This is a genomic window from Chitinophaga silvatica (genome assembly GCF_003419895.1).
GTDB classification, from domain to species: Bacteria; Bacteroidota; Bacteroidia; order Chitinophagales; family Chitinophagaceae; genus Chitinophaga; species Chitinophaga silvatica.
The window spans coordinates 69,513-85,677 of record NZ_QPMM01000018.1; the positions used below are offsets into that span (position 1 = coordinate 69,513).

Annotated in this window: 17 protein-coding genes; 5 read left to right on the top strand and 12 right to left on the bottom strand. The window is 40.7% G+C overall.

What is annotated here, in order from left to right:
- Positions 1 to 13: 13 nt before the first annotated feature.
- Entirely contained in the window at positions 14 to 367 is a 354-nt protein-coding gene (locus tag DVR12_RS26280) for a hypothetical protein (RefSeq protein ID WP_116978791.1), read from the bottom strand.
- Positions 368 to 614: 247 nt separating this feature from the next.
- Between DVR12_RS26280 and DVR12_RS26285 the strand changes: the two genes are divergently transcribed.
- Complete coding sequence (locus tag DVR12_RS26285) at positions 615 to 1,709, top strand: ParM/StbA family protein (protein ID WP_116978792.1); 1,095 nt, start codon at positions 615 to 617, stop codon at positions 1,707 to 1,709.
- A gap of 9 nt (positions 1,710 to 1,718) precedes the next feature.
- Positions 1,719 to 2,177 carry a bactofilin family protein gene (locus DVR12_RS26290; RefSeq protein ID WP_158563380.1) on the top strand — a complete coding sequence of 153 codons (459 nt, stop codon included), beginning with the start codon at positions 1,719 to 1,721 and terminating at the stop codon, positions 2,175 to 2,177.
- 53 nt (positions 2,178 to 2,230) lie between these two features.
- Here the strand turns inward: DVR12_RS26290 and DVR12_RS26295 are convergent, their stop codons facing one another.
- Entirely contained in the window at positions 2,231 to 2,461 is a 231-nt protein-coding gene (locus DVR12_RS26295; protein WP_116978794.1) for a DUF3820 family protein, read from the bottom strand.
- An 87-nt stretch (positions 2,462 to 2,548) separates the two neighbouring features.
- Here DVR12_RS26295 and DVR12_RS26300 point away from each other — a divergent pair, with 87 nt between their 5' ends.
- On the top strand, positions 2,549 to 2,977 hold the full coding sequence (locus DVR12_RS26300; RefSeq protein ID WP_158563381.1) for a nuclear transport factor 2 family protein: 429 nt from the start codon (positions 2,549 to 2,551) through the stop codon (positions 2,975 to 2,977).
- Positions 2,978 to 2,983: 6 nt separating this feature from the next.
- On the opposite strand, the gene DVR12_RS26305 is transcribed toward DVR12_RS26300, so the two are convergent.
- Together DVR12_RS26305 and DVR12_RS26310 are read right to left on the bottom strand one after the other, a co-directional pair.
- Positions 2,984 to 3,628, bottom strand: coding sequence for a DUF4136 domain-containing protein (locus tag DVR12_RS26305; RefSeq protein ID WP_116978796.1), 645 nt, complete (start codon positions 3,626 to 3,628; stop codon positions 2,984 to 2,986).
- 106 nt (positions 3,629 to 3,734) lie between these two features.
- The gene (locus DVR12_RS26310; protein WP_116978797.1) at positions 3,735 to 4,610 is read right to left on the bottom strand and encodes a class I SAM-dependent methyltransferase; all 876 of its coding nucleotides are present in this window, start codon (positions 4,608 to 4,610) and stop codon (positions 3,735 to 3,737) included.
- Between the two features lie 151 nt (positions 4,611 to 4,761).
- On the opposite strand from DVR12_RS26310, the gene DVR12_RS26315 reads away from it, so the two are divergent.
- Positions 4,762 to 5,235: an Lrp/AsnC ligand binding domain-containing protein gene (locus DVR12_RS26315; RefSeq protein ID WP_116978798.1), complete on the top strand. Its 474-nt coding sequence runs from the start codon at positions 4,762 to 4,764 to the stop codon at positions 5,233 to 5,235.
- Between the two features lie 32 nt (positions 5,236 to 5,267).
- On the opposite strand, the gene DVR12_RS26320 is transcribed toward DVR12_RS26315, so the two are convergent.
- The 5 genes from DVR12_RS26320 to DVR12_RS26340 all read right to left on the bottom strand — a co-directional run bounded on the left by DVR12_RS26320 (position 5,268) and on the right by DVR12_RS26340 (position 9,242).
- Positions 5,268 to 6,437 carry a THUMP domain-containing class I SAM-dependent RNA methyltransferase gene (locus DVR12_RS26320; RefSeq protein WP_116978799.1) on the bottom strand — a complete coding sequence of 390 codons (1,170 nt, stop codon included), beginning with the start codon at positions 6,435 to 6,437 and terminating at the stop codon, positions 5,268 to 5,270.
- A 28-nt stretch (positions 6,438 to 6,465) separates the two neighbouring features.
- The gene (gene map, locus DVR12_RS26325; protein WP_116978800.1) at positions 6,466 to 7,230 is read right to left on the bottom strand and encodes a type I methionyl aminopeptidase; all 765 of its coding nucleotides are present in this window, start codon (positions 7,228 to 7,230) and stop codon (positions 6,466 to 6,468) included.
- 74 nt (positions 7,231 to 7,304) lie between these two features.
- Complete coding sequence (locus DVR12_RS26330) at positions 7,305 to 7,841, bottom strand: RNA 2'-phosphotransferase (RefSeq protein WP_116978801.1); 537 nt, start codon at positions 7,839 to 7,841, stop codon at positions 7,305 to 7,307.
- Positions 7,838 to 8,398 (bottom strand): NADAR family protein, encoded by a 561-nt coding sequence (locus DVR12_RS26335; protein WP_233522470.1) that lies wholly within the window; start codon positions 8,396 to 8,398, stop codon positions 7,838 to 7,840. Before DVR12_RS26335 ends, DVR12_RS26330 begins: the two co-directional genes overlap by 4 nt.
- Positions 8,376 to 9,242: a TIGR02452 family protein gene (locus DVR12_RS26340; protein WP_116978802.1), complete on the bottom strand. Its 867-nt coding sequence runs from the start codon at positions 9,240 to 9,242 to the stop codon at positions 8,376 to 8,378. Before DVR12_RS26340 ends, DVR12_RS26335 begins: the two co-directional genes overlap by 23 nt.
- A 287-nt stretch (positions 9,243 to 9,529) precedes the next feature.
- Here DVR12_RS26340 and DVR12_RS26345 point away from each other — a divergent pair, with 287 nt between their 5' ends.
- Positions 9,530 to 10,207, top strand: a complete 678-nt coding sequence (locus DVR12_RS26345; RefSeq protein WP_116978803.1) for a type 1 glutamine amidotransferase domain-containing protein — start codon at positions 9,530 to 9,532, stop codon at positions 10,205 to 10,207.
- A gap of 52 nt (positions 10,208 to 10,259) precedes the next feature.
- Here the strand turns inward: DVR12_RS26345 and DVR12_RS26350 are convergent, their stop codons facing one another.
- From DVR12_RS26350 to DVR12_RS26360, 3 genes are all read right to left on the bottom strand, one after another.
- A complete protein-coding gene (locus tag DVR12_RS26350; protein WP_116978804.1) occupies positions 10,260 to 11,702 on the bottom strand; it encodes a RagB/SusD family nutrient uptake outer membrane protein in 1,443 nt (480 codons plus the stop codon).
- Positions 11,703 to 11,723: 21 nt separating this feature from the next.
- Complete coding sequence (locus DVR12_RS26355; RefSeq protein WP_116978805.1) at positions 11,724 to 15,092, bottom strand: SusC/RagA family TonB-linked outer membrane protein; 3,369 nt, start codon at positions 15,090 to 15,092, stop codon at positions 11,724 to 11,726.
- 106 nt (positions 15,093 to 15,198) lie between these two features.
- Positions 15,199 to 16,161 carry a FecR family protein gene (locus DVR12_RS26360; RefSeq protein WP_116978806.1) on the bottom strand — a complete coding sequence of 321 codons (963 nt, stop codon included), beginning with the start codon at positions 16,159 to 16,161 and terminating at the stop codon, positions 15,199 to 15,201.
- Positions 16,162 to 16,165 lie beyond the last annotated feature (4 nt).

Genomic DNA, 16,165 nt, shown 5'->3' on the forward strand with positions numbered 1-16,165 from the left:
CAAATTTATGGAATTACCTTTGAATGTTGGTAGAAGTATCTGTACGTTGCTGCACTACCTTAGCAGTGTCATTGGTGGTTTGTAAGCTATCAGCAGAATTACGGAGGGAATCAGTTGCTTCATTATTTTTTTTAGGCAAGGGAATGGTAGGTGCTGTATTACGGCGGTTAGGAGAGTAAGCGGCAACATTTCCATCTTTCTTCATTGCGTTCATGGTTTTCTTATCGAACAAATATTGGGGGTGTTTTTCGGGTCTGAGGCCCTTATCGAATTGAGCCTCTGCGCCAATTGCAGGAGCTTTATAGATTTTATTGGAAGAAAAGCAGGCAACAGCTGCCAGCAATGCTATCAGGGCCAAGTATTTCATACATTATGGTTACTAAGGTAAATACAAGGCAAGGGACGACAGACAGATTAATAACGTTTAACATTAAAATTTATTTCTGAATTTTGGAATATACTATTGCTGTAGTAATTTTAAGCAAAATTCACTGGTTGTCAATCCCGAATTAATATTTTATATCTTTAATTACTATTTTACTATTTTACTATTTCAATCCCGATGAAGACCCTCTGAAAGAGGTGTTGTTCGTTACTATTATCAACATCATACTATGAAAGTATCTACGACCAGCTTCCCTAGCGTTTTTGAGACAGCGTTCGGAAACACAGAAAACTCAAGTAAAGACCTGCTCAACGGATTAAAAATCAAGAAAGATGACACCTGGTATATGGTTGGTAACCTGGCCAAAAGAGGTGGTATTAATCCTGGTAGAGTAACCAATGCCGCTCCAACAGAGGAAGATTATGAGATTTTGTTTAAAGCAGCCATGCTAAACACCATCGACAAGGTACAGCAACCAATAGCCCTGACCGTTGGTTTCCCCTTTTCTACTTACAACATTTACAAAACCGCAGCTGAGCAGTTTTTGAGTAAGCGTCATTTCCTGATTGATTATGACAGCCAGACCTACAACAACAAGGGGTCGTTCAAAAAAGCGATGTTCGACATTGAGAAGTACGAAGTTATTCCGGAAGTTGTGGGAGGTATTATTGGTTTGAAAAAGACCATTAATGAGCCACAGGTAGAAAATTTCATTGCTATTAGCTTTGGTTTTGGAACCATTGAAGGCGGAATGGCAACCGGAGAGGGTTTGGTACATCGTACCTGCTTTAGTTCACATGGTATTCGTTATGCCATCAATAACCTGACCCGTGAGCTGAATCAAAAGCATTATCTGGAAATGAAGAATGAGCACCAGGTTGACGATGCATTTATGAAAGGATCAATTTTCACCAATCGTAAGAGAATTGACCTGAAAGATATGCGTAAAGGAGTACTTACCCAGTATTACAAAGAAGTGGTATCTCCATTGATGCGTGCTTACTTTACTGACCTTGATTTCGAGACCTGCGAAAAAATCTATTTAATGGGAGGTGGCGCACATTACCGCGAACTTACCGATGCATTTGCGGAAGAGTTCAAGGACTTTATCCCGGTTGAAGTAGCTCCAGAACCAGAGAAACTGGTGAGCATCGGATACTTGCATAACTCAATGCGTATTTCAGATAACAAACCGAATCGTTGTGTAGGGTTGGATCTTGGAAATTCAAGCTCTATAATTTCAACATTTGAGGATAATACAGTTCATACACCATCGATTCCTCCGCCATTGCCATCAAGTAATCCTAATCCAGTAACCGTCTAATTTATTCTTGTGATCGATATCAGACATATTTTCCGCAATCTTATAGTTCCAGGAGCTTTTCGTATTCCTAAAACCGTGTCTGTTAATGGTAACATAGATGCATCGGTATCCGGACGGATAGATGGTGATGTGAAAGGCGCAGTTAAAACAACCGGTAAACTGGTTGTTGGTGAAACAGCCAATATACGGGGAGATGTACATGCCATTGATCTGGTAGTACATGGAAAAGTATATGGAGATGTATATGCCAGCAAGACAGCCCACATCAGTAATAAGGCACAGGTGAAAGGAGATGTAAATGCTTTAATGTTAAAAATTGAGGAAGGTGCAGTGATTGGAGGAGCCATCCAAAAGAATATCACTGATATGGAAGCCCATTTGCGAAAGCAGAAAGAGATGGAAGCAGAAGTACCAACCGAGGAACTTAAGGAAGCCCCAACCGAGGAACAGCAAGACAGCTGGTTTTAGTAAATACTTTCATTTAAAAATATAAAGGTGTCTCTATTGTAGAGACACCTTTTTTACATAGTTCGTTTCAGAGGGTCTAACAACTTGGTAAGTCCGTTCATTTTGATCACTAACATAGTTTCCAGCAGCATCCCTAATTTACCTTGAGGAAATCCTTTACGCTGGAACCATTCGAGATAACTTACCGGTAAATCACAAAGCACTACATCTTTATATTTTCCAAACGGCATTTTCATTACAACCAATTGCTTTAATAACTGAGGATCTGGCTGGAACAATTCCATAACATCTGATTTAGGCTGCAAATGTAAGGGATTGCCTGATTTCTCTCTGCTATTTCGTAATTTGTAGTGTATCTAATGAAGCCCCATATGAAGTATATACCCCTTTCCCTGCTTTTATTCTTCGTTTTAAGCTGTGTAGAACCCGGTGGTAAAATCAGCTTTAACAACAATAAAGAGGTTATCAGATCGCTGTTTGAAGCATATAACAATCATGACTGGGCAACAGTAGCCGGCTGTTATGCAGATAGCACCCTGTTTCTTGACGCCTCTTTAGGCGATAGCGCCATTTACCAGACACAGGAAGCTACCATAAAAAGATATCAGGCACTGCACCAAAAATATCCGGATATGAAAGCAGAAATCAAGGATATCTACAGCGATGGAAATCACGTCATCGTTGAGTTTGTTGCAGTTGGAACCGCCCGAAATTCTCAAATGAAACTTGCACAATGTGCAGTATTCACATTAAAGGACGGTAAGATAGTAGAAAACAATACTTACTTTGAACGCAAGTAGTTTAAACTATCTTAATAATCCACCCTGTTGCAATGCATTTGAAACCTTTGCTGCATAAGCCTTGGAGAAAGACTCCAGACTTCCCGGGTTATAAGTTTCTGACTGACCGGACCAAACCAGTTTACCGTTGTTTGTCAGATCATACAGGTTGCTTTCCAGGAAATAAGTTTTGTCTGTAGTATAATATCCAGGAGAATAAACAGATCCGTACATATAACCATAGTAAGGCCAGAAACCACCATACCAGCCATAGGCAGGATAAGGAGCATAGCCAATAGTACCAGGCACATATCTTAATTCAGATTCCTTTCTCAATAAAGAAACAGTCAGAACAGCATCATAACCCTGTGCTTTCATTGTTTGTTCGGCCTGTGCTTTATCGTTGTCGTCTAACGGATTGAATTTAGGAGGAAAGATATCAACGCTTCTACCAGCCATAATACCATGTGCTCTTAAATCATTTACCATCTGTGTTTCTACAGATTGCTTGGCGCCTAAATTTGAAGTAATTGCTGTTACCAGGATATTATGGAACCCCGAAGTTGGGGCTTCAGGAGCTTTCCATGTTCCAGTCATTTGAACAGAAGTACCGCATGCTCCGAATAATATCAGTAAGATGCCCACCAATGCGGAATTAATAATTGCTTTCATAAAACCAAGTTTTAGATCTATTATGAAAACAAGGGTGCTGGAAAAAGGTTTATCAATGGAAATCTATTAACGTTTTCCATTAAAGAAAAATTAATAGTGATATGACCTATTCGGATATACGACGTACTGAAGCGACTCTGTAGAATTCGTACCCGGCTTCAGTTCTGTCGGGTAAGTAATGTTGACGATATGTTTCAGCACCCTGATCATCCATCAGTTCAAAATGATATTTTTTAAGATAGCTGGCAAGCTGGGAAGGATAAAATCCGGTTAGCCATTTTTCCTCGATGTTTGAAACATCCTCTAACAGTTTAGTACCTCCGAAATAAGAAGAAGGGTCATCGAGTAGCTGTTGGTTGACATAGGTAAAAAGAACAGTAGAACCCGGAGCAAAGCGTTTTAGAAACTCGAAAGTATTATCAATTGCCTCCTGGGTCAGGTAGTTTGTAACCCCTTCCCAGATGATGGTGGTTGGCAGGGAAAAATTGAAGTTATTGATAACACTAAGCTGATCCAGGCTTTGTTTATTGAAATCGATCTGATGGTAAAATACTTTTTCAGGAATATGGCGTTTAGACAAACGTTCCAGTTTGTAAGCGGCAGTTAAGGGATGATCAATCTCGATAACTTTGATATTTTTTAAAAAGGGTAATCTAAGGCATCTGGTATCGAATCCGGCACCGAGGATAAAAACCTGTTGATTTCCTTCGAGAATTGCTTTTTCGAGCAGATCGTCGATATACCGGGTGCGGGCAATCCCGGAGGATAGGGCGCCAGGGATTCGTTTTCTGATAATTTTTTCGACCATTGATCTGTAACCCGGAATGAATTTACTTAAATAAACATGCAGTTTTAATTGATTATCAAGGAAATTATGGGCAAAATGGTCGGTAAATAACCTGCTACTCTTAGGGCGGGTAGTTTCAAGGGCTCTGAAAAGCGCCATATATTGCGCCGTTCGACTCGAGACATCATCTTTCATGCTACCAAGGATTTTGTGTCATTAATTTAGTTAAAAAAAATCATTTGTGCCTATTAAAAAAGCATTGGTGAGAGGAGGATGCTGGTGAATATTTGGAATAATTCTAAAAAAATACCTAATTTTAGAAAAAATTCTAAACCTGATTATAAAAATGACCCAGCCATTGAATATTGACAAATTAGATTTACAAATCATTTCAGAAATGTCGGCAGATGCAAGCATTTCTTATGCAGAGCTTGGCAAAAAGCTATTTGTATCTGGGGGAACCATCCATGTGCGAATAAAAAAACTGCATGAAATGGGAGTTATCAAGGGTACCCGTTTACAGGTCAATTTACGGGCGATAGGCTTCGATGTACTGGCATTTATTGGGATATATCTTGAAAAGAGTTCATTATATGAATCCGTTTCCAAACAGTTATTGAAAATACCTCAGGTTGTAAGATTAAACTATACAACTGGTGCTTATAGCATGTTTGCAGAAATAATTTGCCGAGATAGCAGCGAGCTTCGTAAAATATTGCAGGAAGACTTACAGCATATCAAAGGAATTGAAAGAACGGAGACAATTATTTCGTTGGAAGAAAGTTTTTCGAGACCAGTGAATGTAAGTGAAGTGATGTAATTCAAAAGGCAGGAAGTTCCTGCCTTTTTGAGTTATTTATCTTTTCTTCTGGTGCCGGCATAGAGTTCATATTCCAATAAGCGGCAATCGAGCGTACTATTATAAAATTCAATTCTTCTACTTGCCTTAAGGCCTATTTTCTTTGCCAATTCGAGGTTACCGGTAAAAATATAACCATTATATCCCCCACAACGTTGCTTCAGAAAATCACCTATGCGACTATACGTTTCTTCCAATTCCTGGATCTCCCCTAACCTTAATCCGTATTCGGGGTTCATATATACTACGCCCTGTTCATTTTCAGGTACAGGTGTTTGAGCAAAATCGCAGGTTTTGAACGTAATAAGATCAGCAACCCCAGCAGCTTTAGCATTTTTGCGGGCATTAATAACTGCCATTTCGCTTAGATCGGAAGCAATAATTTTTAAACCCGGAACTTCTTTGATTTGGTTTTCCAACTGGCCACGTTCTGCCAGGTAAACCGATTCATCATACCCGATTAAATGCATAAAAGCGTAATTATCGCGGAAAAGGCCCGGGCGGGTATTGGTAGCAATCAGGGCTGCTTCGATAGCCACAGTTCCCGAACCACACATTGGATTGATAAACGGGCTTTTTCTATCCCAGCGGGTAGCCAGAATAGTAGCGGCAGCAAGGGCTTCCAACATGGGGGCACGACCAGGGATTTTGCGGTAGCCATGTCGGGCCAGCGAATCGCCAGAGGTATCCAGAAACACTTCTGCATTTTCGTTCTTCCAGAACAGGTTAATAACAGCACCGCTTAATTCGGCACCAGTACTTGGGCGTTTGCCGGTTTTTTCTCTCAAACGATCTACAATAGCATCTTTCACCCTAAGATTGGCAAACATGCTATTATTGATAGTTTCATTCAATACATTACTGGTAATGGAAAGGTAGCTATCGGGAGGTAAGATTGTTTCCCAGGGATAGCTGTGAAGTTCCTGATAAATATCGTCGGCATTCTGAGCCGTAAATTGTTTAAGGCTGTAAAGCACCTGGCTACCACATCTAAGATTCAGATTGAGCCTGATGCATTCATTGATGGAAGCCTGAATCCGTACACCGGTTACAAAGGTTTCTTCTATATTAAAGCCCAATTCCCTGATTTCCTGTTCAAGGAATGGGGTTAATCGTTTGTTGCAGGTAACGGTAACTGCCCCTTTTTTAGTATATAAAGACATAAGGCGGCAAATTTACCACCTTTTATATTTAATTCCAGATACCATTAGAGGCAGTTAGAATAATAGGTTCCTTGTCGGTAACCATAATGGTATGTTCGTGCTGCGCAACAAAACCTCCTTTGTTACCTACCAGCGTCCATCCATCGCTTAACTGAGCAGCCAGATTAGATCGAGTAGAAATAAATGTTTCTATAGCCACAACGCTATTTTCCTTAAATCGCTGGCGATTATAGCGGGAATAGCAATTGAGCACATCTTCCGGCTCTTCATGCAAAGATCTTCCAACCCCGTGTCCTCCAAGATTTCTGATAACGGTGAAACCTGCACTTTGTGCTTCCGTTTCAATTAAGCGGCCTAATTGCCTGATGCGTACACCGGCGCTAATGCTCTGAATAGCTTTGAACAGAATATTTTTGGAAGCATCCACTAATTTCTGGTGAGAGTGAATGTCTCTACCCAGCACAAAAGAGCCGCCATTATCGGCCCAGAAGCCGTTTAGTTCGGCAGATACATCAATATTCAGCAGGTCACCTTCTGCCAGGTATTTATTGGCCGAAGGAATCCCGTGAGCCACTTCATTATTGACACTGATACAGGTACAACCAGGAAAACCGTAGGTTAACAATGGAGCCGATCTGGCACCAAAAGATTGTAATACATCCAAACCATAGTTATCCAGCTGCTTTGTGGTTATTCCCGGGCGGGCATATTCCCTCATTGCCTGAAGTGTGTAGGCCACCACTTCACTTACTTTTTGAATCCCTTCGAACTCAGCCTGGTTTGTAATAGACATATAAATTAATTTATGAGTGATGACAATACTCCCCTTAAAGATTTCTATCTATACAAAAATATAAAATCCGGGTATCATAAAATTGATAAATACCCGGAAGGAATGGAATCTGTGAGCCAAACCCCATTGGCGGAGAGATAAAACCGGTACCCATCCTTAAACATCGCTTTACTGTCAACAACCAGAATTACGGGTTCTCCTCTCCTGCTTCCGACCTGTTTTGCCGTTTCTAAGGTTGCACTCAGATGTATATGCTGCCTGTTCATCCGCTTAATACCATTTTCAAAAATTGCCTCCAGGAATTGTTGTACCGTGCCATGATACAAGACATCAGGAGGAATCACAGGTTCCAGGTTTAATTCTACTTCAATCGAATGGCCCTGACTTGCCCGGATACAGCTTTTATCTGTATTCCAGGCAAATCTTTGTTTATCATTTTCGCTTACAACCTGCTCTAATTGCTCAAATTTAAAATGGTAGTTATGCTTATTGCAGAGATTTATCAGCTCTGTAACATTAGCCCATCCTTCTTCATCCAGCTGTAGCTCTACAGCCCCCGGATTGTGTCTGAGCAAATAGCTTAGAAGTTTACTTACTTCAATATTTTTCATGTTGATTTTAATTGATCTCTAACCACCATTAACGCATATCCCAATAGGTTCCGGCCTTTCCAGTTCTCAGGATTATTTATATCCGGGTGGCTGGCAGACATCCCAATACCCCAGATGGAGTCGTAAGGAGATGCTTCTACAAGAATCTTATTACCTGTATTCAACAGGAAGTTTTTTAGTGGTTGATGTTGTGAAAATTTGTGGTAGTTTCCTTCAACCACCATATTAAATTTCTGGTTATCCCAAACCCCGGCATCGAAGTTACTCACTTTGCGGCCCAGGCTTTTCACACTGGATGGAGAGGGAGTTTTCAGTATTTTTTCAAATATCTGCCGGTCATTGAACAGTTTAGCTTTACAAGCCATCATCCAGTGTTCGGCAGTGGGATATAAAATTCCATCTACCAAAAAATCAGATAGCCACCATTGGCTAAAGCAACTTTTTGTGACCCTGTTTTCTTTATCGGGGGTATGCCCCCAAAAGAACAGGAAATCTAATTCTTTACCCTCCTTCAGTTGTGTAATTGTCCATTCATTATTGTACACCATATGCTTCATAAACGGTTTTAAATGCGTTCTTATTTACTTGTTTTTCGGAACTATCATAGATCGCAAATACTATTTCTTCAAAAGCACCTTTGAAGATTGGGTTCTTTAAAAGATGCTGCGCAAACCACTCTGCAACTTCAGTTGGGTCTTGCCTGAATACCCCACAGCCCCAGGCTCCAAGCACCAGGGTAGTTTGGCCATGGATCAGTGCTAATGAAAGCAGCTTCTCAATTCTGGAAAGCATTGTAGGTGCAATCATTCCTAGTTTTTCAGGTTCATTGGATTGAAGGGCACCACGATTTACAGCCGGAGAAGTAAGAATTGCCACACAATAAGGTTCATCAAGCAATTCATCTCTGTCGTTTCTGAATACTGGTACATTAGGGGAATAGATCATCTGATCGGAGTACAAACAAGTACCTAAAGCTCTGTTGGAATCGTACATTTCCTGTTTTGCTTTCAGGGATGGATAAAGGCCGCTCGCTCTTGACAATGCTTCTTCCTGCGCCTGTGCCCCACCTAAAAAGCCACCACCTGGATTTTTAGCTGAAGCAAAGTTCAGGCAACAAACATTCTTTTTTTCTTCTTTTACAACTAATCTGCGTGCTGCAGCAAAGGTAGTTTCATCGGTAACGGATATACGACAATTATTAGTCATACCAGTAGCCAATAGCCTATCACGTTCTATGAAAACCTTTTCAAAATCGCCTGTTTTATAATGAATAGTTCCATCAATACTGGTTTTAAGATCAATAGCGATTTCTACTTTTTGATTATTTCTATCTACATAAAAACCCTTTTCCAGGATGTCTAAAGTTTCATAGGCAGTTGCTACTCTTTTGTTTCTGTTCATAGTATAAAAATTTTTACCGGGGCAAAATCAACGTAGGTTAACACAATCCGGTTTGCGGTTACAAAATTGTTTACGTCATTATGACGCAAAGTAAAATCAAAAAAATGGAATTTCCAATAGTTGATTGGAAATTCCGGTAAATGGTATAATTATTTACTTATCTGAACAGGAAGCTGGCAAGGGCAAGATTCTACAAGAGTATCTATTGGTGATTGAACGCTTTAAACAGAATTCTTCAACACAACAATAAGCATCTTTCGGGGTTAACATTTATAAAACTAATTTTCATGAAAGTTTTAATGGTCTTAACCTCACATAGCGAACTAGGCAACACAGGAAAAAAAACAGGATTCTGGATAGAAGAATTTGCTGCACCATATTATGTTTTGGCGGATGCTGGAGCTGAAATCACCCTGGCATCACCTAAAGGAGGTCAACCTCCTATTGATCCCAAAAGTGAGCTGGCCGACTTTCAGACCGAGTCGACCCGGCGGTTTAACCAGGACGAAGCATTGAAGAATAAGCTTGCTCATACAAAGAAACTGACTGATATTTCGGCAGAGGATTATGATGCAGTTTTCTATCCTGGCGGCCATGGACCGTTATGGGATTTAGCCAATGATCCTAATTCTATTGCATTGATTGAAACATTCTATGCCCAGCATAAGCCTATTGCCTTTGTGTGCCATGCCCCCGCTGCATTGGCCAAGGTAATGACACCTGACGGACAACCTTTGGTTAAAGGAAAAGAGGTCACAGGATTTAGCGATACTGAAGAAGAAGCTGTAGAACTTACAAAGGTAGTTCCGTTTTTGGTTGAAGATAAGCTCAAAGAGCTTGGTGCTTATTATAGCAAAGGGAAAGACTGGCATCCGTATGCATTAAAAGACGGGTTGCTGATTACAGGTCAGAACCCAGCATCATCGGCCGATGTAGCAGGGATATTATTGGAAACATTGTCCTGAATTGGAATGAATATAAAATGCCGTCTCTTTCAGGTAGAGACGGCATTTGAATTTACTGAATTTTATAAGCATCATTCTGCTCCATATTTCTATTGGAATTCATTTCCGCTTGTGGGATAGGCAGAATAGTTTTGAGATTTGGATAATCGATCTGAATAGTTTTGGAAGAACGATACTTAGTAAAGCTCTGTTTATTCCTGGTAAGGTCAAATAACCGGTGGCCTTCGAATGCCAGCTCTTTTCTTCTTTCGAGCAGGATCAATGCTTTGAGTGGATCGCCGGTTGCAGTAGCTGGTTTATAATCGGCATCTGCTCTGCCTCCAACAACATCCAAATCGGCAGCTGCCAGACCATCCTGATTTTTATGTGCCCTTGCTTCTGCCCTGTTTAAATATACTTCAGCCAAACGAATGATTCGGGAAGGTTCTTCAAACGTCGTATTATTTGTATACTTGTTGATCAGCCAGGCAGGATTTTCGCCCGATTTACGGGAACCCTTTACCACAAATCCTCTCCTGGCGTCGGTTGCTGTATAGGTGCTATATAAATTTTCAGTTGCCAAACCGTCTCCATAGCTACCGGATTGCCAGTAAAAATTTGCCAAAGCGTCACTACCTAAATTATCCGTCTGATTGAACTGAATCTCGAAAATAGCTTCACTACTGTTTTGTTTTTTGGAATCCTCAAACATGGCAGTTCTTGTCAGCAAAGAAAAGCCACCATTTTTGATCACATCAGTTGCAAGAGAATCAACAGCCTCCCAATCTTCCCGATAAAGCTGCACTCTCGACAATAAGGCCTTTGCCCCATAATAGGATACCCGTCCTCTGAACGAAGCTTTAAATCCAACCGGTGTTTTAGGCATTAGCGACATTGCGGTATTAAAATCAGCCACTATTTGCGTGTATACTTCTTTAGCAGTATTACGTTTAGGAGAAATCACCTCGTTCTTATCTGTACCACTTTTTAAAACCAATGGCACACCCAGGTGTGAAGCATCTGCAGTGTAGTTATAAGGTAATGCAAAAAATCTCATGAGATCGAAATACGCCAATGCTCTTAATGCATAAGCTTCACCAATAATAAATTGAGCTTCAGCTTTATCGGCATCCGCATAATTATTAGCTTCAGCTTTTCTGATAATGATATTTGCATTCACAACAACTCTATAGAGCTGATTCCATAAGCTGGCAGCATAACCTTCTGTAGCCACAGTGATATACTGATCATAGGATAAAAAGCGGCCCTGATTTTTGGAACTTATGAAAACGTTATCACTCATTACATCAGGAAGTACCATAGCATTTCTACCATATAAACCCGCACTTTGCATCAGGTTGTAAGTACCTGTAATAGCAGCTCTGGTAGTAGGCAAATCTTTGATCACCAGCTCAACATCCGTTTGTTGTTGTGGATCAATTTGTAAGAAACTTTTGCTGCAGGAACCTGTAAACAACATCCCTGCTATGGCAAATAAATATATAGACTTCTTCATAATTGCTAGTTGTGTTTCGGGTTAAAATTTGATATCAAGGCCCAGTACCAGTGTTTTATACATTGGAGCATTCTGGTCTGTTTTTCCATCAATTCCCACTTCAGGATCAAAGTTCATTCGTTTGTCTTCCATATAGGTATATAGGTTACTAGCCCGTGCATATACACGAACAGCAGACATATGGGCAGCTTTTAGTAAATGCTGAGGTAAGTTGTAAGACAGTGTTACATCACGCAGGCGGATATAGTTACCGCTATAGAGGAAACGGGTAGAATTATAATCAGAAGAACCAGATTGAGAACCTTTGTAATCTATCTTTGGAACGTCGGTGATATCATTTACATTCTGCCAACGATGCAGGTAAGTATATCTTGGCAGGCTTGAAGCACCATTAAAACCGGCATTTCCATCACCATTTGCATTAGAGCCCCAGTTATCGTAGATTTTATTACCATAATTGAAGAATACAAGGAAACTAAGATTGATACCTTTCCATGTAAGCGTATTGGTTAACCCACCAAAGAATGCAGGTAATGCGCTACCCTGATTGTACTGAGCCGCCTCACCATAGTTATTGGTAGTTTTTGTTTTAGTTTCATCGGTATACCAAAGTGCTTCACCAGTTTGACGATCAACTCCAGCATATCCCTTGATATAAAGTTGGTAAAAATCTCCACCTACATACCTGTTATAGCTGTCTTTAATGAATGGATTAATGAGAGAGGTAATACGATTTTTTAAAGTAGAAATATTGAAGCTGGTATTCCATCCAAAACCATTGTTTTTCGTAACAATATTTTGTGTATTGATTGTGAATTCCCAACCGCTGTTTTTCATCTCTCCAATGTTAGACATTAGTGAGGTAGTACCATTTGTTGCTGATATTGGGAAATCGAGCAGCAGGTCGGAAGTTTTCCTTGTATAATACTCCACAGTACCCGTAATTCTGTTTGCGAACAACCCGAAGTCGAGCCCCACGTTGAATGGTGAATTTTTCTCCCAGGTCAGGTAATCGTTTCCGAACTTGGAAAATGCGTATCCTGGCATGAGGTTATAATCACCAGAGCTATACAAAGCGCGGGATATGAAATTATCGACGTCCTGGTTTCCGTTTACCCCATAACTGGTGCGTAAGCGAAGTTCAGATATCGATTTTACTGAGCGGATAAATGCTTCATCAGAAATATTCCAGGACGCCCCAACAGACCAGAAGTTTCCGAATCTGGTTTTATTTCCGAATCTGGAAGAGCCATCACGTCTGGCCGACGCGCTGAGATAATACTTAGATTTAAAATTATAGGCAGCATTGGCAAAAACGGAATTCAGGGAATTCGCTGTTTCACTTGAACCGCCTGAAGTAGCAACAGCAGCATTATTTAAAGTAGTAGTACCCGGAAGGAAGTTCTGCATACTGGTACTGTTTCCGGAGGCAGTAACTTTTTGAGCTTCGTAGCCCAGGTAAGTATTCAGGGCATGTTCCCCGAAGGATTTATTATAACGTAAGATGCTGGTGTTTACCCAATTCAGGGTACGAACGGTGGAATAGCTACCTACACCGCCATTTGTTCTGGCAGTTCCGATGCCACCTTTGTAAAAGACCTTGTTATCATTATAATCAAAATCAAAACTAGTCTGATTCTCCAAAGTCAGGTCTTTTGTAAAGCTATACTTTGCACTGGCAATACCTACAGCTCCATAATCGGAAGTTGCATTAAAATTTTCTTTTACGACTGCTAAAGGATTATAATTATTAAGATAGCTCAGATCGTAGGTGCCATCGGGGTTGTATACTCTTAACCAGGGTTGATAACGTTTATACATTCTAACAGGATTACCGTTAGAACCTTCGTCTGGTTGCGTAAACATCTGGCGGTAGCTCAATTGTAAACCCAGGTTGAACGACAGTTTATCAGTTGCCTGGTTACTTAATTTAAAGTTACCGGTATAACGTTTAAACTCACTTCCTTCGAGGGCAGCCTTGCTTGTATAATAGCTTCCCGAAGCATAGAAGGTAGTTTTCTCGGTTCCACCGCTGGCAGAAAGATCATATTGCTGAAATTGGCCCTGGCGGGTAAGCACATCAAACCAATCCGTATTAACAGTAGTATCTACATCGGCCCCCTTCAGATCAGATAAGAATTTAGCTTCAGTAACACCCGCATTCTTAGCACCTTCCCGAAGTAATTCAATCATCTCTGAGGTGTTCAGCGGGTACAAATCTTTGGTGAGGGTTACTTTATTGAAACCATATTGAGCGGCCGCATTAAACTTTGTTTTACCGCTTTTTCCTTTTTTGGTTGTAATAAGCACAACACCGTTGGCAGCGCGGGAACCATAAATTGAGGCAGCCGAAGCATCTTTCAATACAGTAAATGATTCAATATCCGCATTATTTAGGGCAGCCAGATCTGTAGCGGCTAATGGAATACCATCTACAACATATAGAGGGGCGCTACCAGCATTTACGGAGCCAATACCTCTGACCCTGATATTAGGTGCGGCGCCAGGTTGTCCGGACCCATTGCTGGCAATAACACCTGCCACATTACCCTGTAGGTTTTCCTGCAAAGTAGCCCTGGTAGATCCTTCATAAGCTTCTGGCTTAACAGTGGCAGCAGAACCGGTAAATGAGCCTCTTTTTTGCGTTCCATAAGCCACTACAATTACTTCATTCAGCGGATTGAGTCCATCTGGTAATGAAAACGAGAGTGACTGATCATTTTGGGTAACAGTGATAGCTTTAGTAACTTTTTCGAATCCTATGTAGGAAGCTATAAGGGTATATGTTTGCCCAGCCTTTAGTCCTTTGATCACAAAAACGCCTTCTGTATTGGTAGTAGCGCCCATAGTTGTTCCACTAACATGAATGGTAGCACCAATAATAGGGTTTCCTTTAGTATCGGTGACCTTTCCGCTGATACTATGCTCTTCTTGGATGCTGGTAGCCATACTGGATAAAAAGGCGTCCTGCACCGGATTATAGATAATTATATGATCATTCACTGTCCGGTATTTCAGGGGAGTACCGGCGAGGAGTAACTGCACCTGTTCTTCAACGGAGCGGGTACCTTTAGGGATAGAGATATTATTATAGGTACTTACCTGCTCCTGGTTGTAGAGGAAGCGGATTTCTGTCAGATGCTCAATTCGGGTGAGTGCCGATTTAAGGGATTCGTGCTGAACAGAAAAGGTAACTTTGGTAGCTGCAATTGACTGCCCATGGCTGGGAGCCGCAACCAGTAGTTGGGTACTGGCAAGAGTAATAAAAGCAGCCATTACATTTAATCTCATAAATTGTTGCAGTGTTCTTTGGTTGATAACCGCCCTTCGCTGTACCAACGGGGATTTCTCCGGGATTGGCTCTCCAGGCAAAAAATTAAAATTTTGCATAAATTGCAATTGGTTTTAAGAGTTCTACAAATAATTAAGACCGTTTAACGATTCTGGTGGCAGCCAGGATCGTTTTTTTATTCTTTTTAGTATTAGGCTATAGACATTATTGATTTCTTTTTTGAATGATCACAGTACTGTCCTGAATAGAAAAGGAGGATTGGTTGAATTCACAAAGCACTATTAAAATCTCTTCCAGGGAAGACTGATTTTTAAATGTGGTGGTAAATCTGTTTTTTTCCAATTCAGCATCTTTAAATATGATGTTTATACCATACTGGGCCTTTAAAACTTTGGCAGCTTCGGCATAGGTAACATTATTAAAGATCAGGTCTTCTTTTACCCAATCGGTAATACTTTCAGCTTTTATGGTATCATTTCTTTCGAAAAGCGCAGATTGACTTACCTTAATTTGCTGATTCGATTCAATAATCCCTAATTGCTTGCCGGCAGATTCAACTTTTACCTTTCCTTTTTCTACCGTAATGGTTACCTGTTTTTCATTGGGATCGGCTTTAATATTGAAAACAGTGCCCAATACCGTAGTAGAAACGTTTCCTGAATGAACAATAAACGGTTGTTTGCTATTCGCTACAATATCAAAATAGCCTTCTCCCCATAACTGCACTTCCCTTCGTGCGCCATCGAAGCTCGCAGGGTATTGCAGCCTGCTACGCTCGTTGAGCAGCACAGTGCTGCCATCGGGTAGTTTTATAAAGTGTTTCTTTACCTTCTCAGATTTATTCACCGGAGTTTTGGCAATGATCTTTCTATCATTAACATTTATCCAAAACCAGCTTCCAACAGCTATACACAGTAAAACTGCAGCGGCAGCGGCATAATACCACGACCTACTCCCGGCAGGTTTGAGTATCGCAGAATTGTTTTTCTGCTGCAATATTTTTTCATACAGCGAATCATACGATGGCTGCATATGTATTTCATCAGGCAATGTATCCCTATCTGCATCAAAGTCTTGATAGAACTTATCTATCATTAGCTGTTCCTCTTCACTACACTGTCCATCCTCGTATTTTTGAAGGAGTTCAGCCAATTTTTTTGCATTCATAAAG

Coding starts and splice junctions, on each gene's coding strand:
- DVR12_RS26340 (WP_116978802.1), bottom strand. CDS start 9,242: ATGAACAGAAACAAAAGAGTAGCAACTGCCTATGAAACTTTAGACATC.
- DVR12_RS26320 (WP_116978799.1), bottom strand. CDS start 6,437: ATGTCTTTATATACTAAAAAAGGGGCAGTTACCGTTACCTGCAACAAA.
- DVR12_RS26360 (WP_116978806.1), bottom strand. CDS start 16,161: ATGAATGCAAAAAAATTGGCTGAACTCCTTCAAAAATACGAGGATGGA.
- DVR12_RS26355 (WP_116978805.1), bottom strand. CDS start 15,092: ATGCAAAATTTTAATTTTTTGCCTGGAGAGCCAATCCCGGAGAAATCC.
- DVR12_RS26300 (WP_158563381.1), top strand. CDS start 2,549: ATGAAGTATATACCCCTTTCCCTGCTTTTATTCTTCGTTTTAAGCTGT.
- DVR12_RS26295 (WP_116978794.1), bottom strand. CDS start 2,461: ATGGAATTGTTCCAGCCAGATCCTCAGTTATTAAAGCAATTGGTTGTA.
- map (WP_116978800.1), bottom strand. CDS start 7,230: ATGTCTATTACAAACCAGGCTGAGTTCGAAGGGATTCAAAAAGTAAGT.
- DVR12_RS26285 (WP_116978792.1), top strand. CDS start 615: ATGAAAGTATCTACGACCAGCTTCCCTAGCGTTTTTGAGACAGCGTTC.
- DVR12_RS26310 (WP_116978797.1), bottom strand. CDS start 4,610: ATGAAAGATGATGTCTCGAGTCGAACGGCGCAATATATGGCGCTTTTC.
- DVR12_RS26345 (WP_116978803.1), top strand. CDS start 9,530: ATGAAAGTTTTAATGGTCTTAACCTCACATAGCGAACTAGGCAACACA.
- DVR12_RS26330 (WP_116978801.1), bottom strand. CDS start 7,841: ATGAAAAATATTGAAGTAAGTAAACTTCTAAGCTATTTGCTCAGACAC.
- DVR12_RS26280 (WP_116978791.1), bottom strand. CDS start 367: ATGAAATACTTGGCCCTGATAGCATTGCTGGCAGCTGTTGCCTGCTTT.
- DVR12_RS26315 (WP_116978798.1), top strand. CDS start 4,762: ATGACCCAGCCATTGAATATTGACAAATTAGATTTACAAATCATTTCA.
- DVR12_RS26350 (WP_116978804.1), bottom strand. CDS start 11,702: ATGAAGAAGTCTATATATTTATTTGCCATAGCAGGGATGTTGTTTACA.
- DVR12_RS26335 (WP_233522470.1), bottom strand. CDS start 8,398: ATGAAGCATATGGTGTACAATAATGAATGGACAATTACACAACTGAAG.
- DVR12_RS26305 (WP_116978796.1), bottom strand. CDS start 3,628: ATGAAAGCAATTATTAATTCCGCATTGGTGGGCATCTTACTGATATTA.